Source organism: Hanstruepera sp. CR43, assembly GCF_055227665.1.
This window is the reverse complement of sequence record NZ_CP200078.1, coordinates 2,006,504-2,022,056: the sequence shown is the minus strand read 5'-3', so window position 1 is coordinate 2,022,056 and position 15,553 is coordinate 2,006,504. Positions and strand designations below refer to the sequence as shown.

Here is a 15,553-nt window from a genome sequence, read left to right as displayed (position 1 = left end):
TGTTTGTTTTGTTATTAATTATTGTAAAGTTCAAAAAATTCTTTTGGAATTCCTACTGATTAATAGCCTTTTAAAATGAGAAACTGCCTGTTACTAGGTTTCGCAGACAGTTTCAACCAACCAAAAATCGTTATTCTAAACTAGAATTTTTAAAATGAATTCATTGCCAATTCTTCATTCTACATATTTTGACACAACTCTTAACCAAAGGTCACATATTATATTAAATTTTTTTAAACCCTATTATTTTCTCTTGGGTTATCTTGACGTTCGGCTTTAAACTTTCGCATTTTAGGCTTCTTGGTTTCCTTTCCTGCTGCATCACGCATGAATTGTATGTAACCACGTCCCGTAAACTCATATATAGTTTGTGAAGAAATATGGTAAAGCTCTATTTTGGCATCGTTCAGAACCGTTAATTCAAAATGTTCATTTCCAAAATAGTCATAGTCCAGCGTTAACGTCTTCATATACATATTACCTGAAACATTGTTCACGCCATAAACACCTGTATAATCCCAATAAATGTTGTTTATGTTACCAACATTCACATCCTGCGAGCTTCTAAACTCCGAATCATTACCTCCGGCCAAAAACTGTAAATAGTTTTCATAATCAAAATCATTTACGGTTCCAGTAGCACTGGTATAGGTTTTTTCCCATGCACGGTACTCCTGCAAGAAATAGTGAATGTTATCATAAAACACAAAATCATAATCAAAAGTCGCTCGCTGATATCCTACCAAAAAGTATGAGGTATCATTGTTTGGGTTATAGAGTTCAATAGTATTGTTATTAATTTGATAGACATCAAATGTTTGATATCCATCAATAATATGGTATACATCCAGAATCATATTGTAGGCATCATAAGTGCCAATTTGAATACCGTAGCCGTTACCTTGACTACCAATACCCACCAAATTATTGTTAGCGAACACATTTCCATTTCTAAACGACACTGTAAAGGCCATTTGTAAAAATGGTGTTTCACCATATCCTAAAGTTTCATTAATATCAACATACCACAACTCATAAGAATTTAATAACTGATTCAAAGAAATTGAAGACGTTGGTTGCGGATTATATCCATCAACTATTATCTCTTCTGTATAGCAAGACGTAAATAGTGTTGCCGATACTGCAAATACTAAAAGTAGTTTTAAAGTCTTCATAAGCTTTCATTTTAACGTTATTGATTTACAGAATTCAAAACACGTGCCAAAATCAAAATGCTTCTTCTGTAGGATAGTTTCTAAAGCGGCTTTTTTTACGTACTTTTGACTTAAATACTAATTTTCAATTCATGGATAAACCTTTAAAGTACGCGGTGTTTGGAGCAGGTAGCTGGGCAACAGCTATTGTCAAAATGTTATCGGAAAATTTAGAGGAAGTTGGTTGGTATATGCGCAGTGTTTATACCAAAGAACACATTTTAAAAGAGTACCACAACCCAAGTTATTTGAGTTCGGTAGAGTTTAAAGTGGATCAACTTAAGTTGAGCAATGATATCAATGAAATGGCAACCTATGCCGATGTGCTAATATTTGTAATTCCATCGGCTTTTATGCACAGTGAACTGGAAAAACTGACTGTTGATATTACCGATAAAATAGTGGTTTCAGCCGTAAAAGGGATTATTCCAGAGTCAGGCTTATTGGTTGGTGAACACTTCCATGATATTTATAATATCCCTTTTGAAAATATTGCTGTTATTGCTGGTCCTTGCCATGCTGAAGAAGTCGCCTTGGAGCGTTTATCGTACCTCACTATTTCATGTGCAGATGCCAACAAAGCCAAAGCCATTGCCAAAAATCTATCCAGCGACTATATAAAGACCAAAATAAGTGATGATATTATTGGTACTGAATATGCCGTGATGCTTAAAAATATTTATGCGATTGCCGCGGGTATTGCCCATGGTTTGGGATATGGTGATAATTTTCAGAGTGTGTTGATGAGTAATGCCATACGCGAAATGAAGCGTTTTATTAAGAAAATGCACAAAATGAAACGTAACATTAACAACTCGGCTTATTTGGGTGACTTGTTGGTTACGGGTTACTCGGTGTTTTCCAGAAACCGTATGTTTGGAAATATGATAGGCAAGGGCTACACGGTGAAAAGTGCCATGATGGAAATGAATATGGTTGCTGAAGGCTATTATGCTACCAAAAGTGCTCATTTACTCAACGAAAAGAACAAAAAGAAAACCCGACTGCCTATTATTAATGCGGTTTATGATATTCTTTATGATGGAAAGGATGCCAAAAAGGTGTTTAAAAAACTAACAGAGAAGTTGGATTAACCTATTTGACATTCTCAAAAAAATAGTCGAACTTCGTTTACAACTGATATAAACAATTAAAACATTTCATATCAGACCGTAAACGAAACTATTTCACCAACACCCCTTTTTCCTGCATTAATGGTATGGTCTGCAGGGCATTTTTATTGATGGTGTTTTTTCTGAACAGATAAGTTTTGTCATACATGGTATTCCCTTCAAAAAAAGTGACTTTAAACTCGTTGTTGATTTTTAAAACCGCTTCTTGCAAATATTCAATTTTGGCATAGCTTCTGGCTGGTAGCATTTTAATGGTATGCCGCATAACCGGTGTTATTTTATCGTCACTATAACCTTTGGTAGCAATTAAAACGGTATCTAAATCCACATCCTTGTTATTGATAATGTAGGCATTCCAATCGTGCGTTTGGTGCTCTTTGTTGAATTCGTTAACAACAGCCACATAAACGTCAGTAACTTTTGGGATTTGAATGTCTTTTTTCATGCGGATTATAGTGCCGACTTAAATTGCTCTAAAAAGCGGACATCATTCTCGCTTAACAAACGAATATCGCCTATTTGATGTAAGAGCATAGCTATACGATCTATACCCATACCAAAGGCAAAACCTGAATAGGTTTTAGAATCAATGCCGCAGTTTTCCAAAACATTGGGATCAACCATACCACAACCCATTATCTCCAACCAACCGGTCCCTTTTGTAATACGATAATCAGTTTCGGTCTCTAATCCCCAATACACATCAACTTCCGCACTTGGTTCTGTAAATGGAAAATAGGATGGACGGAGTCTTATTTTAGACTTTCCAAACATTTCAGTAGTGAAGTATTGCAGCGTTTGCTTTAAATCGGCAAAACTGACGTCTTTATCAATATACAATCCTTCCACTTGGTGGAAAAAGCAATGTGAACGTGCTGAAATCGCTTCATTTCTGTAAACCCGCCCAGGGGAAATAGTACGAATAGGCGGTTTGTTGTTTTCCATATAACGTACTTGAACAGAACTGGTGTGCGTACGCAATAATATATCCGGATTAGTTTGAATAAAAAACGTGTCCTGCATATCACGCGCTGGATGGTATTCGGGCAAATTCAACGCTGTAAAATTGTGCCAGTCGTCTTCAATTTCTGGACCTTCACTCACATTAAATCCTATACGCGAAAAGATATCAATAATTTGATTTTTAACGATTGAAATAGGGTGTCTGGCGCCAATCTCAATTGGCTCACCAGGACGTGACAAGTCACCATAAACACCTTTGACCTCTTCCTTGCTCTCTAGTTCTTCCTTTAAGGCATTTACCTTGTCTTCAGCTGTTTTCTTTAGAGTATTAATCACTTGACCAAATTCTTTCTTTTGGTCGTTAGCAACGTTTTTAAATTCTTTAAAATAGTCGTTTAATAGCCCCTTTTTTCCTAAATACTTGATTCGGAAAGCTTCAACTTCTTCTTTTGTCTGCGCACTAAACGTTTCGGCTTCAGCAATTAATTCTTTTAACTTATCTATCATGATATCCTTATAATGCCTGCAAATTTAGTAAATCTTACTCTATATACTCTGATGTCAAGAAATAGTTTACAATAGCTTCTTTCATCAAGATGCTTTGTTCGCCCGCCTTTAGATTGGGCAACTGCGCTTTTACTTTGTAATGAGGCCATTTATCATCATCATAGTAATCAAATTCATAGTACCCATAAGGCTCTAAAAGACGACAAATGGCTATGTGCATCAAATCCAGTTTATGGTCTTTTTTGAATTTTCTATTAAATTGACCTAATTCCTGCACACCAATAAGGTAGATGATAGCATCCAGATCCAAAGTTTCTCCATCAGCAAATTGATTGGATAGTTTTTCCACTACCAATTCCCATCGTTGTTTTAATTCGAGGTCTCTTGACATAATAATTTTAAAAAAACAAAGTTACAAAAGAAGTAATATAGCATTACTTTATATTTGTTGAAATTCTATAGGTTATGGCTATTGTAGATATTGTTTTAGTTGTTTTACTGGGTTTTGGACTGGTTAGAGGTCTTTTAAGGGGTCTTTTTGTTGAAATTGCCTCTTTGGCTGCCTTAATTGCTGGTGTTTATGGAGCCATTCACTTTAGTTATTACCTAGCCAATATTTTAATGGATCACGTAGCATGGGATGAAAAAACCATTAACATCACGGCATTTGCCATAACATTTATTGTCATTGTATTGGTTGTGGCTTTAGCGGGCAAAGCCTTGACAAAATTAGCCGATTTTGCAGCTTTAGGTTTTTTGAACAAATTGCTTGGAGGTGTCTTTGGGTTACTGAAAGTTGGACTGATCTTGAGTGTTTTGCTTATTATTTTTGAAAAAATGAACAGCACGATCACTTTTGTTGATGAAGAGTATACCAAGGATTCCATATTCTATGAGCCTGTAAAATCATTAGCGCCATTATTATTTCCAACGTTGATAAAGGCTGAATTGACTGAAGAAAACACTGAATAGTTTTCAGAAATAAGTCAATAGCATAATTTTGTTACTGATTTTTAATCTAGATGATAGATTTCCATGATATCTTTCAGATAGCCTTCAAAATCTATTTTAAGGTCTATCAATTTTCCTGTGTGTACATCAAACACCCAACCATGTACTTTTAAACCTCTATCTCTATAGGCTTTTTGAACGGTAGCTGTTTTTATTAGATTGACGCATTGTTCCTTAACGTTGAGTTCTACCAATCTATCATAGCGCTTGTCCTCATCTTCAATGGCGTTTAGCTCTTTCCTATGGATTCTGTAAACATCGCGAATGTTGCGCAACCAAGGATTAAGAATTCCCAAATCGGCCGATTGCATGGCTGCTTTGACACCTCCACAAGCATAGTGTCCACAAACAACCACGTGATTTACCTTTAAATGGCCAACCGCATAATTGACTACAGACATCACATTCAAGTCAATACTAATGACCATATTAGCAATATTACGGTGTACAAATACTTCTCCCGGCTCGGCACCCATAAGTTCTTCAGCGGTTACGCGACTATCTGAACAACCTATGTATAATAAGTCAGGGTTTTGCCCTTTACCCAAATCATCAAAATAAGTACTATTAACATCCAGTTTTTCCTGGATCCATTTTTTGTTATTATCAAAAACCTTGTTTAAATCCACTTCAGACAATATTAGAGTTCTTCTTTTGTTTTTGACCCCATCCATTAGGTAACGAGGCTGCTTCAGTAAATCTACAAAAAGAAACTTAATGTTGTTCACTTCTCAACTTAACAAAAAAAGCAGTGTTACCAATGAGGCTAACACTGCTTAAAACTTTTCTTTTCAATAACTAATTTATTGTTATTCGTAAAAGGTTACTTCACCTGTATTAATGTCATACATAGCACCAATAATCATGATCTCTCCATTATTTTGCATTTCGGCTAAAACGTCGCTCTCTTTTAAAATTCTATCGATGGTTAATTGAACATTTTTAGCTGAAACGTTATCGACGAATTCCAAGTTATTAGAGTTTCTTAAGTTAGAATCCTTCGGCTCAGTAACGGCATTTACCGCTGGTTTAATTTTACTCAACATAGCTGTCAAGTTCCCTAATTTGGCATCGTCGCAAGCACCTTTGACTGCGCCACAACTGGTATGTCCTAATACAACTATTAACTTGGTACCTGCCAATTTGCAGGCAAATTCCATACTACCTAATATATCTTCATTAACAAAATTCCCTGCAATACGAACGCTGAAAATATCTCCCAAACCTTGGTCAAAAACCAGTTCTGCAGATACCCTAGAGTCAATACAGCTCAAAATCGTAGCGAATGGAAATTGCCCATCACTGGTATCATTGACTTGCTCCAGTAAATTTCTATTGGCTTTTAGGTTTTGCTGAAACCGTAAATTTCCTTCCTTTAAAAATTGTAAGGACTTTTCAGGTGTCATCGTTGCCTGTGTTTCTCTTGTATGCGCTTTCATAATTGTGTGTTTAAATTTCTGTGTTTACTTCATTTTGGAAATTAGATTCTCCAAAAATTTTAATAATTTATATTTTTCTGTTAAGTCTATTTAGCAATTTTAGGTTCCAATTTGAAGAACTCTATAAAACTTTCCGGATTTTCTACAACACCGCGTTCTGAAACCAACTTAATATCGATATTTCGTTCTTTTGCTTTATAGGCAAAATCATCTAAAATCTCAATAATATCATTGTCTAAATATCTGGTGTTTCTCACATCTAATTCCAAATTGGTATCTACTGGCAAACTATTCAATTCATTAAGAATGGCTCCTTTATTGAAGAATGTTACCTCTTCCGCAAGTGTCATTTTTATTTTGTGCTTACCATTGCTTTTGTCTTCAATATGTAAAAAGTGTGAATTTTGATAACTCTTTAAAAGTATGACGACGATACCAACAGCTAATCCCAAACTAATCCCTATCAATAAGTCCGTGAATACAATGCCTACCACCGTTACGATGAATGGAACAAACTGTTTCCATCCCAATTTATACATTTGCTTGAATAATTGGGGCTTGGCTAATTTATAACCCACCACCAATAAAATGGCTGCCAGAACCGATAGTGGTATCATGTTTAATAGTCTAGGTATTAAAATGACCGAAATTAATAACAGAAATCCATGAACAATAGCCGATAATTTGGTACGTCCACCAGATTGAATATTAGCTGAACTTCTTACAATAACCTGGGTAATTGGTAATCCCCCTATTAATCCTGATAGGATATTACCCGTTCCTTGGGCTAAAAGCTCTCTGTTTGTTGGTGTTACATTTTTATGCGGATCTATCTTATCAGTGGCCTCAACGCATAATAACGTCTCTAAACTAGCTACTAAAGCAATTGTAAAAGCAACAATCCAAACATCAGGACTTGTAATCACACTAAAATTAGGAAAGCTGAACTGCCCTAAAAATGATGAAGCATCTTCAGGCACGGGAACATTCACCAAGTGTGATTGTGATATTGACAGTGTTTCATGAGATTTGGTAAGAATATAGAATATAATTCCTAGTACCACAGCGACTAATGGGCCTTGTATTATTTTAAAAAATTTAGATTTTTTAGCTAATATATTATCCCAAAAAAGCATGATTCCTAATCCAACAATGCCAACGATCATAGACCCTAAAATGAGGTTGTCAAAAATGTGCAATATCGCCGAAAACGTGTTTTCTCCAGAAGTTTCGAGGAAACTGTCAGCACCTTCGGGTTCAGCGTCATAACCAAAGAAATGTGGAATTTGTTTAAGTATAATGATGATGCCTATTCCAGTAAGCATGCCTTTAATTACAGATGACGGAAAATAATATCCAATGATGCCGGCTTTTAGCACTCCTAACAACAATTGAATAACACCTCCTAAAACAACGGCAACTAAAAAGTTTTGATAGCCTCCTAATGTGCCTATGGCAGTTAAAACGATTGCAGCCAGTCCTGCTGCTGGCCCACTAACCCCTATATTGGAGCCACTTAAACCACCAACAACAATTCCACCTATGATACCAGCAATTAATCCTGAAAATAATGGTGCTCCACTGGCAAGAGCAATACCTAAACACAATGGTAAGGCAACAAAAAACACGACAATACTCGCTGGTATGTCACTTTTAATATACTTAAACATATTATAAAAAGTTAAGGTCAACCTATAAGGTCAACAAAGTTAAATAGTAAATTATGGGTAAACCCCAAATTTGAATCCTGAATTATAATATGTGTGCCTCTGGAGGCGGAGAAATCATATTGAGATGTGGCTTCGGATAGTTTTTAAAATAATATCCTGAATTTTCTTCCGAGTCAAGGCTCACCAGACTCTCTAAACCTTTGAAACTATTGTCTGGAAAAGGAAGTTTAATGTTTTCGTTTTCTTCCTCTGTAATACTATAGAAAATAGAAACGTCAACCGTATTATCAACTGCAATAATAATCGTTGGCGCTGTGATAAATGCCAAGAATAAAATAGAACAGTATGGTTGATATTGTTTTTTTTCTCATGAGTAAACAAAGATACTATTTAAAAATTTAGATTTGTTAAATAAACTTTAAAACCTATTTAGCAACTTAATGTCATCTGATGGAATCCAACCCATTTTGCCGTCAGAAAGTTTGATTTTTTTCCAATTATCAACAGTATCCACTACCTGAACTTTGGCACCTTCATGCAATCTAAATGCTTCTTCAGATCGCAGATTTGGTTCATTTTTAACCCTGCTTTCTTGAGCAAATACAATAGCTGGGTTATTACTTTTATCCAAGTTATACTTGTTGAATGCTGAAGTTAAAGCAGCAATCATTAAGACTATACTAACAAAGGCAAAAGTAAATGAGAAACGTTTTGTTTTTGTGCCACTGGAAAGAATATAATTGACAAATAATATCACGGATAGAATGACAAAAATAACCGCTAAAATAGCCCACATATCAAAACTCAAGCCATGCGAAACCTTGTTGATGACTTTAGAAATACCTACTTCGGGAACAACATCAATATCATCCAAGGTCATGTTTTCAGCAAAATTGAGATTGTTTTGAATCTCTTTATCCGCTGGGTTTAACAACAATGCTTTTTCATAATAATAAATGCTGGGAGCAATGTGATTCAGTTTATAATGTGCATTGCCTAAATTAAAATACAATTCAGCCGAATGCATGTCACTATCTAATATAGCTTCGTACTTTTCAATAGCTTCTTGATACTTCCCATCATTATAAAGTTCATTGCCTTGCTCAAACAATGCCATATTTTGGGCAAAACTGCTTAAGCCAATTATTAAAAACGTTAAAATCAAAAACTTTTTCATCATTCTTTATTTAACTTCCTTATCTATAATTGTAATCGTTTTTGCTGCCAAATCATAATCCTTTTGCATTTCAACATGATTAATTGGTGTGTACCTTGCTAATTCGCAGCTTTCCAAAAGAGCATTAAAATGAGATACCGTTTCGGAATCAACTCCTTTTGAAATCAACAAATCTGAAATTCTCTCCTTTGTGAAATCACTGGTTTCTATATGTAACTTGGCTTTAAGATAATTGTGCAACGCTTTTTCTAAAGCTATGTAAAAAGATTCTTTATTACCCAATTCTCTTTTGGCCTCACCAAGGTACTTTTTGGCCAACTTATCTGCTTTTCTAATTCTGTTGCCAAAGACATCTGCTTGTCTTTTTTCCTGTTGTTTTTTGAAAACTATAACCAATGGAATTGCTAAAAATGGCAAAACCATGGCCGACCAGAATGCCATAGATTTAAAAAAGTGCTTTGGTTTTGTGGAAACAAAGTCTGTATTAGTCTTTACAAAAGCAAACTGATTATTGCTCAATACTACCCGTTGTTTGTTACCATTAGCTGAAGTAATATCTTCGCCTACATTACTAGTTGGACCTTCTAAAACATCAACGACTATTTCATTGGAATTGACGGTCTTGTATGATTCTGTTTTTAAATCGAAATACGAAAACGAAATACTGGGAATAGGATATTTACCTTTGTATTGTGGGACTACGGTATAGCTATCTGAAATGCTACCCTGCATACCGTCCAAATTTGTTCGAACATTTTCAGAGTGTTCAGGTTCATAAACTTCTAACGAACTTGGTAGATTTAATTTTGGCAACTCAAATAATTTTAAATTTCCTTTACCAGATACCTCAACTTTTGCCTGTAGCGATTCCGATGCATTTAACTCATATTTTGACGTGGTCACCTTAAAATCAAAATCGCCAACCGCACCTGTAAAATCGGCTGGTTTTCCTTTTTCTGGTAAAGGCTTCACGTTAATCGTTCTATTTCCTGCTGATACCGTTTTATGAACCTGACTCATTAATCTGGCTCCAAAAATATCGCGTCTATTGGTTGGAACCTCAACTGTGATGTCTAGGCTCAATGGCTCTATTTCCAATTTACCTGTTTTTTGTGGATAGAGGACTGTTTTTCTTAAAACCACATACCGGTAATCCTCTCCTTTATAAGTGCCATTTTGAACCTTTAGCCCTTTAATGTCAATATTCTGGCTCCAGAAATCGCTGTACTTGGGATTGTCTATTTCGCGCCAATGACTGACTCCTGTGTTGGGTGATACGTAAAGTTTATAAACAACTGTAATCGCTTCGTTTAAATAGGGATTAGTTTTAGAAACTTCGGCTACCAAATGTATATTTTCTGAAGCAATGTAATCAGCATCATTACCATCTTTTGGTTTGTCAACTGCTGCAGTAACTGTTATTTGAATAGGCGTGGTTTTATATACCTCCCCCTCTATTTCTATAGTAGCTTGTCTGATCGTAAAAGTTCCTTGGCGTTTTGGTGCCAAAAAATAACTATATGTTTTTGAGTAGGAACGCTTTCCATTTATCCAGGAATTACTGACTGATTGGTTGGGACCTCCAACTACCATGAAATTTGCAAAGTCAGGAGGATTGAAGTTATCACCATCCTTGTTCATTTCAAAATCAACACGAAGTCGTTCGTTGATACCCAATTTCTTTTTGCTGACTTTTGCTTCAAAAGTAACTTGAGCGCTAGTAACAGATGTTACAAGCAACAACATGAGTACGAGAAAATGTTTTAGTGGTTTCATAATTCTAATTCAAAATGAGTTTCTGATGATTTGAAAATTCAAGGTATTACCAATCTTTTTCCGATCTGACTTTAACTCCTTTTGTTTTTTCTGCATTTATCTTTTCTTGAACTTTTTCTTCTTGGTTATTCATGGCCTCCAATAAATTTTTTATTTGTTGTGGAGACAATTGTCCTGGTTTTGGTTGAGGCTTTTGTTGTTCTTTGTCCTGGTTTTCTTGATTGCCATCTTTTTCCTGTTCATCTTTTGGATCACCTTTTTCATCTTTCTGATCGTCACCTTCCTTTTGATCCTGATCTCCTTGATCTTTTTGATCTTCCTTATTTTCGTCCTCGTTTTCCTTTTGATCCTCCTGTTTGTCGTCTTGATCTTTGTTCTCGTCGTTTTGGTCGTTCTGATCTTTATTTTCGTCTTGTTGATCTTGCTGTTCTTGTTGCTCTTCTGCACATTGCTTTGCTAACGCATAATTATAGCGCGTTTCTTCATCGGCTGGATTATTTCGAAGGGCATTTTTGAATGCTTCAGTTGCTTCTTTACACTTCTTATTTTGCATCAATACATTCCCAATATTATGATAGGCTTTATGCTTTTCCTCTTTTGAAACGGCCGTTTTAGCAGCTTGTTGTAATCGGTAAAGTGCTTCATCAAAGCTTCCTTTTTCGTAATAAGCATTCGCCAAATTATAATTTCCAACCGTTAAACTAGGCTCCTTTGAAATGGCTTTTCTATATTCCATTTCTGCATTTATATAGTCTTCATTGAGTGCCAGTTCATTGCCTTCATAAACCAAATCTTTGGCTTGCTCAAGTGTTTTAACTGCTTTCTTGTTCTCTTCTTGGGAAAACCCACTGAATGTTGAAATCAATAATATGTAAAATATAATATGCCTCATACAATAGACTAAATTATAAAACAACTGGTTTTTAGTGAGTTAAAAAATTTATAAAATTCCATTATCACAGATTTTCATTAAATAAGTTCAACTTCTTTAACCATGCTGTTTTTCGTTCCAATAGGAAAATATCAATAAACAACAAGAATATTGCCAATCCTAAAAACCATTGAAATTGGTCCTTAAAATCTGCAAATTGCTTGGCCTCAAACTCCTTTTTGTCCATACTGTTCAAAATATCCCTGATGGATTCCACGACTTCATTTGTATTTCGACCATTTATGTAAACGCCATTGGCTTCTTCGGCGATGTCCATCAAGGTTTTTTCATTCAATTTGGTAATGACGGTTTCGCCATTCTGATCTTTCTTATAGTTTAATACTACACCATTTCTTTTGATAGGTATGGGACCTCCTTTTTCATCTCCAACACCAATGGTAAATATTCTAATACCTTCTTCACTAGCTTCTTCTGCAATACTGGCAGATACTTCACTGTGGTCTTCACCATCTGAAATGATGATCAATACACGATTGGTCTGTTCTTCATCATCATAATACGTTTTTGCCAATTCAATAGCTTCGTTTATGGCTGTTCCTTGTGAAGATAACATATCGGTATTCATGCTTTGTAAAAACATCTTGGCTGAAGCATAATCTGTTGTTATAGGTAACTGCGGAAATGCCTTGCCAGCATAGGCAATGATTCCTACACGGTCACTTGCCAGATTATTAATGATTTGGGTAACCAGTTGTTTAGATTTTTCCAAACGGTTGGGCGCAATATCTTCAGCTAACATACTTTTGGAAACATCAACTGCAAAAACAATATCAACCCCTTCCCGTTTAACGGTTTCCAATTTGGTGCCTATTTTAGGGTTTACCAATGCCATTGACATGGCTCCAATAGCTAAACTTACAACAACAAGCTTCAATACGGTTTTGAAAATAGATTGGTTTGGACTTAACCTTTTTAAAAGGGATTTGTCGGCAAATTTGTTTTGCACGCGTTTTTTCCAAATATGGAGTATGGTATAAAACAGCCAAATAACAGGTATCGCTGCTAAAATCCAAAACCATATTTTTTCTTCTAATTGATACATCCTTTATATAAAACTTCTAAAAATAGTCACTCGTAATAATAGTTCAAGAGCCAACAACAGACCAGCTAAAATGACAAGTGGTCTGAATTTTTCCTCGTAATTATAAAACTTGAATTCCTCTATCTCGGTTTTTTCCAATTTATTGATTTCATCATAAATTTCTGCAAGCTTTTTATTATCTGTCGCTCTAAAATACTTACCACCAGTAACGCTTGCGATTTCTTTCAGTAATTCTTCGTCTATCTCGACTTGAACCCTTCCATATTGAAATTGACCATTGTTTATACCTATAGGCGACAATGCCATACCATTCGTTCCCAGACCAATAGTATAAGTTTTAATCCCATACTCAACGGCCAATTCACTTGCAATTTTAGGGTCTATGAATCCTGTATTATTGACACCATCAGTCAATAAAATAATGACCTTACTTTTAGCCTTGCTGTCTTTCAAGCGATTTACCGATGTGGCTAATCCCATACCAATGGCTGTTCCACCTTCAATAACGGTGTTGTATTTTATATCATCCAATGAACGAAGGACAATAGCTTTGTCACTTGTAATGGGTGTTTTGGTATAGCTTTCTCCTGCGTATTCCACCAGACCTATTCTGTCATTAGGTCTTCCTTTTATAAATTCTGAAGCAACCTCTTTTAAGGCTTCCAGCCTGTTGGGTTTTAAATCCCTTGCCAACATACTTGCAGAAACGTCAATGGCCATCACAATATCGATACCTCTGGTAGTTTTGGTTTTGGTGCTTACATCAACCGTTCTTGGTCTTGCCAAAGCTGTTATTAGGGCTGCCAAAGCTAACAAACGCATAAGAAACAAAACATGTCTGAACTTTGGTAAAATAGATGGTGTTGCCTTAAACCCTTTGATGCTTGATATTTTTAATTCAGCCGTTTGCTTTTGAAACTTAAAAATATACCAAAGGATTGCTATTGGTAGTATTAACAGCAACCAAAAGAACTCTTTATTCAAAAACTCAATTCCTTCAAATATCATTCTGCTGCTGGTTTAAGTTCAACTGAATTTAAAATTCTTGCTACAATTTCTTCAGCATATTCATCACCACTATGATAGGTAATAGCGATTTGCTGAATGATGTTCTCGGCTGTAAAATGTAATAGGACATATTCCCCATCAACAAACTTATCTGAATTTGGGTAAGGGAAACTAGCAGAACCATAGGTTTTTAAACCTTCGGCATTGTTTGGTGTTACGAACTTATCAGTTTTAACAAAAATGTTTTCAATACCACTTTTTTCTAACTCTTCAATGGCCTTTTCAGAAACCTGTACCAAATCAATAGGTTCATCAGTTTTGTGATCTTTAATGATCGCTGTTGTTAAGCTGATGCTTAAATCATCTAAAACATCACCGTATTTAAACTCTGTAAAATTAACTGGTCCAGCAACAATATTGAGACTATCAGCTTCAATTCGTTTTAAAACTTGAGGTGTTGAAATGGTAATTGGAGGAACTCCATAAGCACTATTGACCCATTCGCCTTCCAACAATTCCAAACTGTCGTTACTTAATAGTTTGTCAGTAACATATTTAAAGCCATACTTGATACCGAACCCAACAAAAGTCGCCAACAAAAGTCCAATTATTGTAGCAACGGTAATAACTATCTTTTGTCGCTTTTTCTTTCGTTCTTGAGCTTCTTTATACTGTTGGTTCAGTAATTTTTCTTCTTCGCTAGGCTCCGGCAATACCTCTTTTACATGATCAATCTCTACATCAATAGTATTTCTGTCTAACTTGGCCAATTCCTTATCTGGAGCCGATTTTGCAAACTTGACCAAATCTGCACGTTTAAAAATACTCTCCAAGTTTTTGATGGTTTCTTGACTTAAATCTATTTGATTACCATCTTTCAAAAGCTTTAGTCTGGAAATTAATTCATCTGTTGTGCTTTCTAACGCATGGTCATAAACTTTTTCGTCCAAATATTTTCTGATGGCCAATGTTAATTCAGAATAATAGGCTTTGAATTCATCTTGTTCAAGATAATTGCTTTCATCTAACTGCTTTAAGGCCAGCTTGGCTCTATCGTAAGGTGGCAATAAGGCAATTTTTTCTTCTTCGGTTAATGGTTTTTTACGCCAAACAAACCAATAAATCAAAAAGGCTATTATCCCAATGGCAATTAAAACAATTAATAGATTTCGAAACCAATTGCTTTTACCTTTTTCAACCTGAATAATTGGTTTGATGCCGTATAATCCTTGTTTGGTAGTATCAACAATAATATTATTAACTGTAACTCTTAACGAGTCTGTAAAAAACGTTTTGTCTCCAATGACTATTTTCTGTCTTGGAATAGTGTAGGCTCCTGAATCGAACTGCGTCAATCCGTATTTTTTGATTAAATTGATTTTAGCGTCATGTTTGGTTGTATCAATGTCGTAAGAATCGATAACTTCTAGAGGCATGAAAGTCTGTCCTTCGGGAAACACGACAAGATTAGTAGAATCTGTATCTACTTCAATTTTATAGGTTATTTGTTCGCCGATTTTGATCTTGGTTGTATCAATAGATGACTTGACTTGAGCGTAAGAAACAACAGAAAACAGAACACAACAAAGAGTCCAAACAAAACTTTTTAATTGTTTCCTTTTAAAATTTGTATTTTTCAATTCGTAATTCATCATCTACTC

Annotated in this window: 16 protein-coding genes; 2 read left to right on the top strand and 14 right to left on the bottom strand. The window is 35.3% G+C overall.

Annotation, left to right across the window (positions count from 1 at the left end; genetic code table 11):
- Positions 1–233: 233 nt before the first annotated feature.
- Positions 234–1,175 (bottom strand): nicotinic acid mononucleotide adenyltransferase, encoded by a 942-nt coding sequence (locus tag ACKXGU_RS09285; protein WP_463465049.1) that lies wholly within the window; start codon positions 1,173–1,175, stop codon positions 234–236.
- 131 nt (positions 1,176–1,306) lie between these two features.
- On the opposite strand from ACKXGU_RS09285, the gene ACKXGU_RS09280 reads away from it, so the two are divergent.
- Complete coding sequence (locus ACKXGU_RS09280; protein ID WP_463465048.1) at positions 1,307–2,308, top strand: NAD(P)H-dependent glycerol-3-phosphate dehydrogenase; 1,002 nt, start codon at positions 1,307–1,309, stop codon at positions 2,306–2,308.
- An 88-nt stretch (positions 2,309–2,396) separates the two neighbouring features.
- Here the strand turns inward: ACKXGU_RS09280 and ACKXGU_RS09275 are convergent, their stop codons facing one another.
- The 3 genes from ACKXGU_RS09275 to ACKXGU_RS09265 are packed head-to-tail and all read right to left on the bottom strand — an operon-like array spanning position 2,397 to position 4,208.
- A complete protein-coding gene (locus tag ACKXGU_RS09275; RefSeq protein WP_463465047.1) occupies positions 2,397–2,792 on the bottom strand; it encodes a hypothetical protein in 396 nt (131 codons plus the stop codon).
- Between the two features lie 5 nt (positions 2,793–2,797).
- Positions 2,798–3,817 (bottom strand): phenylalanine--tRNA ligase subunit alpha, encoded by a 1,020-nt coding sequence (gene pheS, locus ACKXGU_RS09270; RefSeq protein WP_463465046.1) that lies wholly within the window; start codon positions 3,815–3,817, stop codon positions 2,798–2,800.
- A 34-nt stretch (positions 3,818–3,851) separates the two neighbouring features.
- Positions 3,852–4,208, bottom strand: a complete 357-nt coding sequence (locus ACKXGU_RS09265; RefSeq protein ID WP_103050758.1) for a hypothetical protein — start codon at positions 4,206–4,208, stop codon at positions 3,852–3,854.
- Positions 4,209–4,282: 74 nt separating this feature from the next.
- Here ACKXGU_RS09265 and ACKXGU_RS09260 point away from each other — a divergent pair, with 74 nt between their 5' ends.
- Positions 4,283–4,789 carry a CvpA family protein gene (locus ACKXGU_RS09260; RefSeq protein WP_463465045.1) on the top strand — a complete coding sequence of 169 codons (507 nt, stop codon included), beginning with the start codon at positions 4,283–4,285 and terminating at the stop codon, positions 4,787–4,789.
- A 41-nt stretch (positions 4,790–4,830) separates the two neighbouring features.
- Here the strand turns inward: ACKXGU_RS09260 and ACKXGU_RS09255 are convergent, their stop codons facing one another.
- From ACKXGU_RS09255 to ACKXGU_RS09210, 10 genes are all read right to left on the bottom strand, one after another.
- Complete coding sequence (locus tag ACKXGU_RS09255) at positions 4,831–5,457, bottom strand: carbonic anhydrase (protein WP_463467426.1); 627 nt, start codon at positions 5,455–5,457, stop codon at positions 4,831–4,833.
- Positions 5,458–5,637: 180 nt separating this feature from the next.
- Positions 5,638–6,267: a carbonic anhydrase family protein gene (locus tag ACKXGU_RS09250; protein WP_463465044.1), complete on the bottom strand. Its 630-nt coding sequence runs from the start codon at positions 6,265–6,267 to the stop codon at positions 5,638–5,640.
- An 86-nt stretch (positions 6,268–6,353) separates the two neighbouring features.
- Entirely contained in the window at positions 6,354–7,937 is a 1,584-nt protein-coding gene (locus tag ACKXGU_RS09245) for a SulP family inorganic anion transporter (protein ID WP_463465043.1), read from the bottom strand.
- An 82-nt stretch (positions 7,938–8,019) separates the two neighbouring features.
- Positions 8,020–8,265 (bottom strand): hypothetical protein, encoded by a 246-nt coding sequence (locus ACKXGU_RS09240; RefSeq protein ID WP_463465042.1) that lies wholly within the window; start codon positions 8,263–8,265, stop codon positions 8,020–8,022.
- 90 nt (positions 8,266–8,355) lie between these two features.
- Positions 8,356–9,117: a tetratricopeptide repeat protein gene (locus ACKXGU_RS09235; RefSeq protein ID WP_463465041.1), complete on the bottom strand. Its 762-nt coding sequence runs from the start codon at positions 9,115–9,117 to the stop codon at positions 8,356–8,358.
- Between the two features lie 3 nt (positions 9,118–9,120).
- Positions 9,121–10,890 carry a BatD family protein gene (locus ACKXGU_RS09230; protein ID WP_463465040.1) on the bottom strand — a complete coding sequence of 590 codons (1,770 nt, stop codon included), beginning with the start codon at positions 10,888–10,890 and terminating at the stop codon, positions 9,121–9,123.
- A gap of 46 nt (positions 10,891–10,936) precedes the next feature.
- On the bottom strand, positions 10,937–11,782 hold the full coding sequence (locus tag ACKXGU_RS09225; protein WP_463465039.1) for a tetratricopeptide repeat protein: 846 nt from the start codon (positions 11,780–11,782) through the stop codon (positions 10,937–10,939).
- A 64-nt stretch (positions 11,783–11,846) separates the two neighbouring features.
- Positions 11,847–12,884 (bottom strand): VWA domain-containing protein, encoded by a 1,038-nt coding sequence (locus tag ACKXGU_RS09220; protein ID WP_463465038.1) that lies wholly within the window; start codon positions 12,882–12,884, stop codon positions 11,847–11,849.
- Positions 12,885–12,887: 3 nt separating this feature from the next.
- On the bottom strand, positions 12,888–13,892 hold the full coding sequence (locus tag ACKXGU_RS09215) for a vWA domain-containing protein (protein ID WP_463465037.1): 1,005 nt from the start codon (positions 13,890–13,892) through the stop codon (positions 12,888–12,890).
- The gene (locus ACKXGU_RS09210; RefSeq protein WP_463465036.1) at positions 13,889–15,547 is read right to left on the bottom strand and encodes a BatD family protein; all 1,659 of its coding nucleotides are present in this window, start codon (positions 15,545–15,547) and stop codon (positions 13,889–13,891) included. Before ACKXGU_RS09210 ends, ACKXGU_RS09215 begins: the two co-directional genes overlap by 4 nt.
- Positions 15,548–15,553: the final 6 nt, after the last annotated feature.

Excerpts from the sequence above, each read along its gene's own strand:
- ACKXGU_RS09285 (WP_463465049.1), bottom strand. The coding sequence starts at position 1,175 with ATGAAGACTTTAAAACTACTTTTAGTATTTGCAGTATCGGCAACACTA.
- ACKXGU_RS09280 (WP_463465048.1), top strand. The coding sequence starts at position 1,307 with ATGGATAAACCTTTAAAGTACGCGGTGTTTGGAGCAGGTAGCTGGGCA.
- ACKXGU_RS09275 (WP_463465047.1), bottom strand. The coding sequence starts at position 2,792 with ATGAAAAAAGACATTCAAATCCCAAAAGTTACTGACGTTTATGTGGCT.
- pheS (WP_463465046.1), bottom strand. The coding sequence starts at position 3,817 with ATGATAGATAAGTTAAAAGAATTAATTGCTGAAGCCGAAACGTTTAGT.
- ACKXGU_RS09265 (WP_103050758.1), bottom strand. The coding sequence starts at position 4,208 with ATGTCAAGAGACCTCGAATTAAAACAACGATGGGAATTGGTAGTGGAA.
- ACKXGU_RS09260 (WP_463465045.1), top strand. The coding sequence starts at position 4,283 with ATGGCTATTGTAGATATTGTTTTAGTTGTTTTACTGGGTTTTGGACTG.
- ACKXGU_RS09250 (WP_463465044.1), bottom strand. The coding sequence starts at position 6,267 with ATGAAAGCGCATACAAGAGAAACACAGGCAACGATGACACCTGAAAAG.
- ACKXGU_RS09245 (WP_463465043.1), bottom strand. The coding sequence starts at position 7,937 with ATGTTTAAGTATATTAAAAGTGACATACCAGCGAGTATTGTCGTGTTT.
- ACKXGU_RS09235 (WP_463465041.1), bottom strand. The coding sequence starts at position 9,117 with ATGATGAAAAAGTTTTTGATTTTAACGTTTTTAATAATTGGCTTAAGC.
- ACKXGU_RS09230 (WP_463465040.1), bottom strand. The coding sequence starts at position 10,890 with ATGAAACCACTAAAACATTTTCTCGTACTCATGTTGTTGCTTGTAACA.
- ACKXGU_RS09225 (WP_463465039.1), bottom strand. The coding sequence starts at position 11,782 with ATGAGGCATATTATATTTTACATATTATTGATTTCAACATTCAGTGGG.
- ACKXGU_RS09220 (WP_463465038.1), bottom strand. The coding sequence starts at position 12,884 with ATGTATCAATTAGAAGAAAAAATATGGTTTTGGATTTTAGCAGCGATA.
- ACKXGU_RS09215 (WP_463465037.1), bottom strand. The coding sequence starts at position 13,892 with ATGATATTTGAAGGAATTGAGTTTTTGAATAAAGAGTTCTTTTGGTTG.
- ACKXGU_RS09210 (WP_463465036.1), bottom strand. The coding sequence starts at position 15,547 with ATGATGAATTACGAATTGAAAAATACAAATTTTAAAAGGAAACAATTA.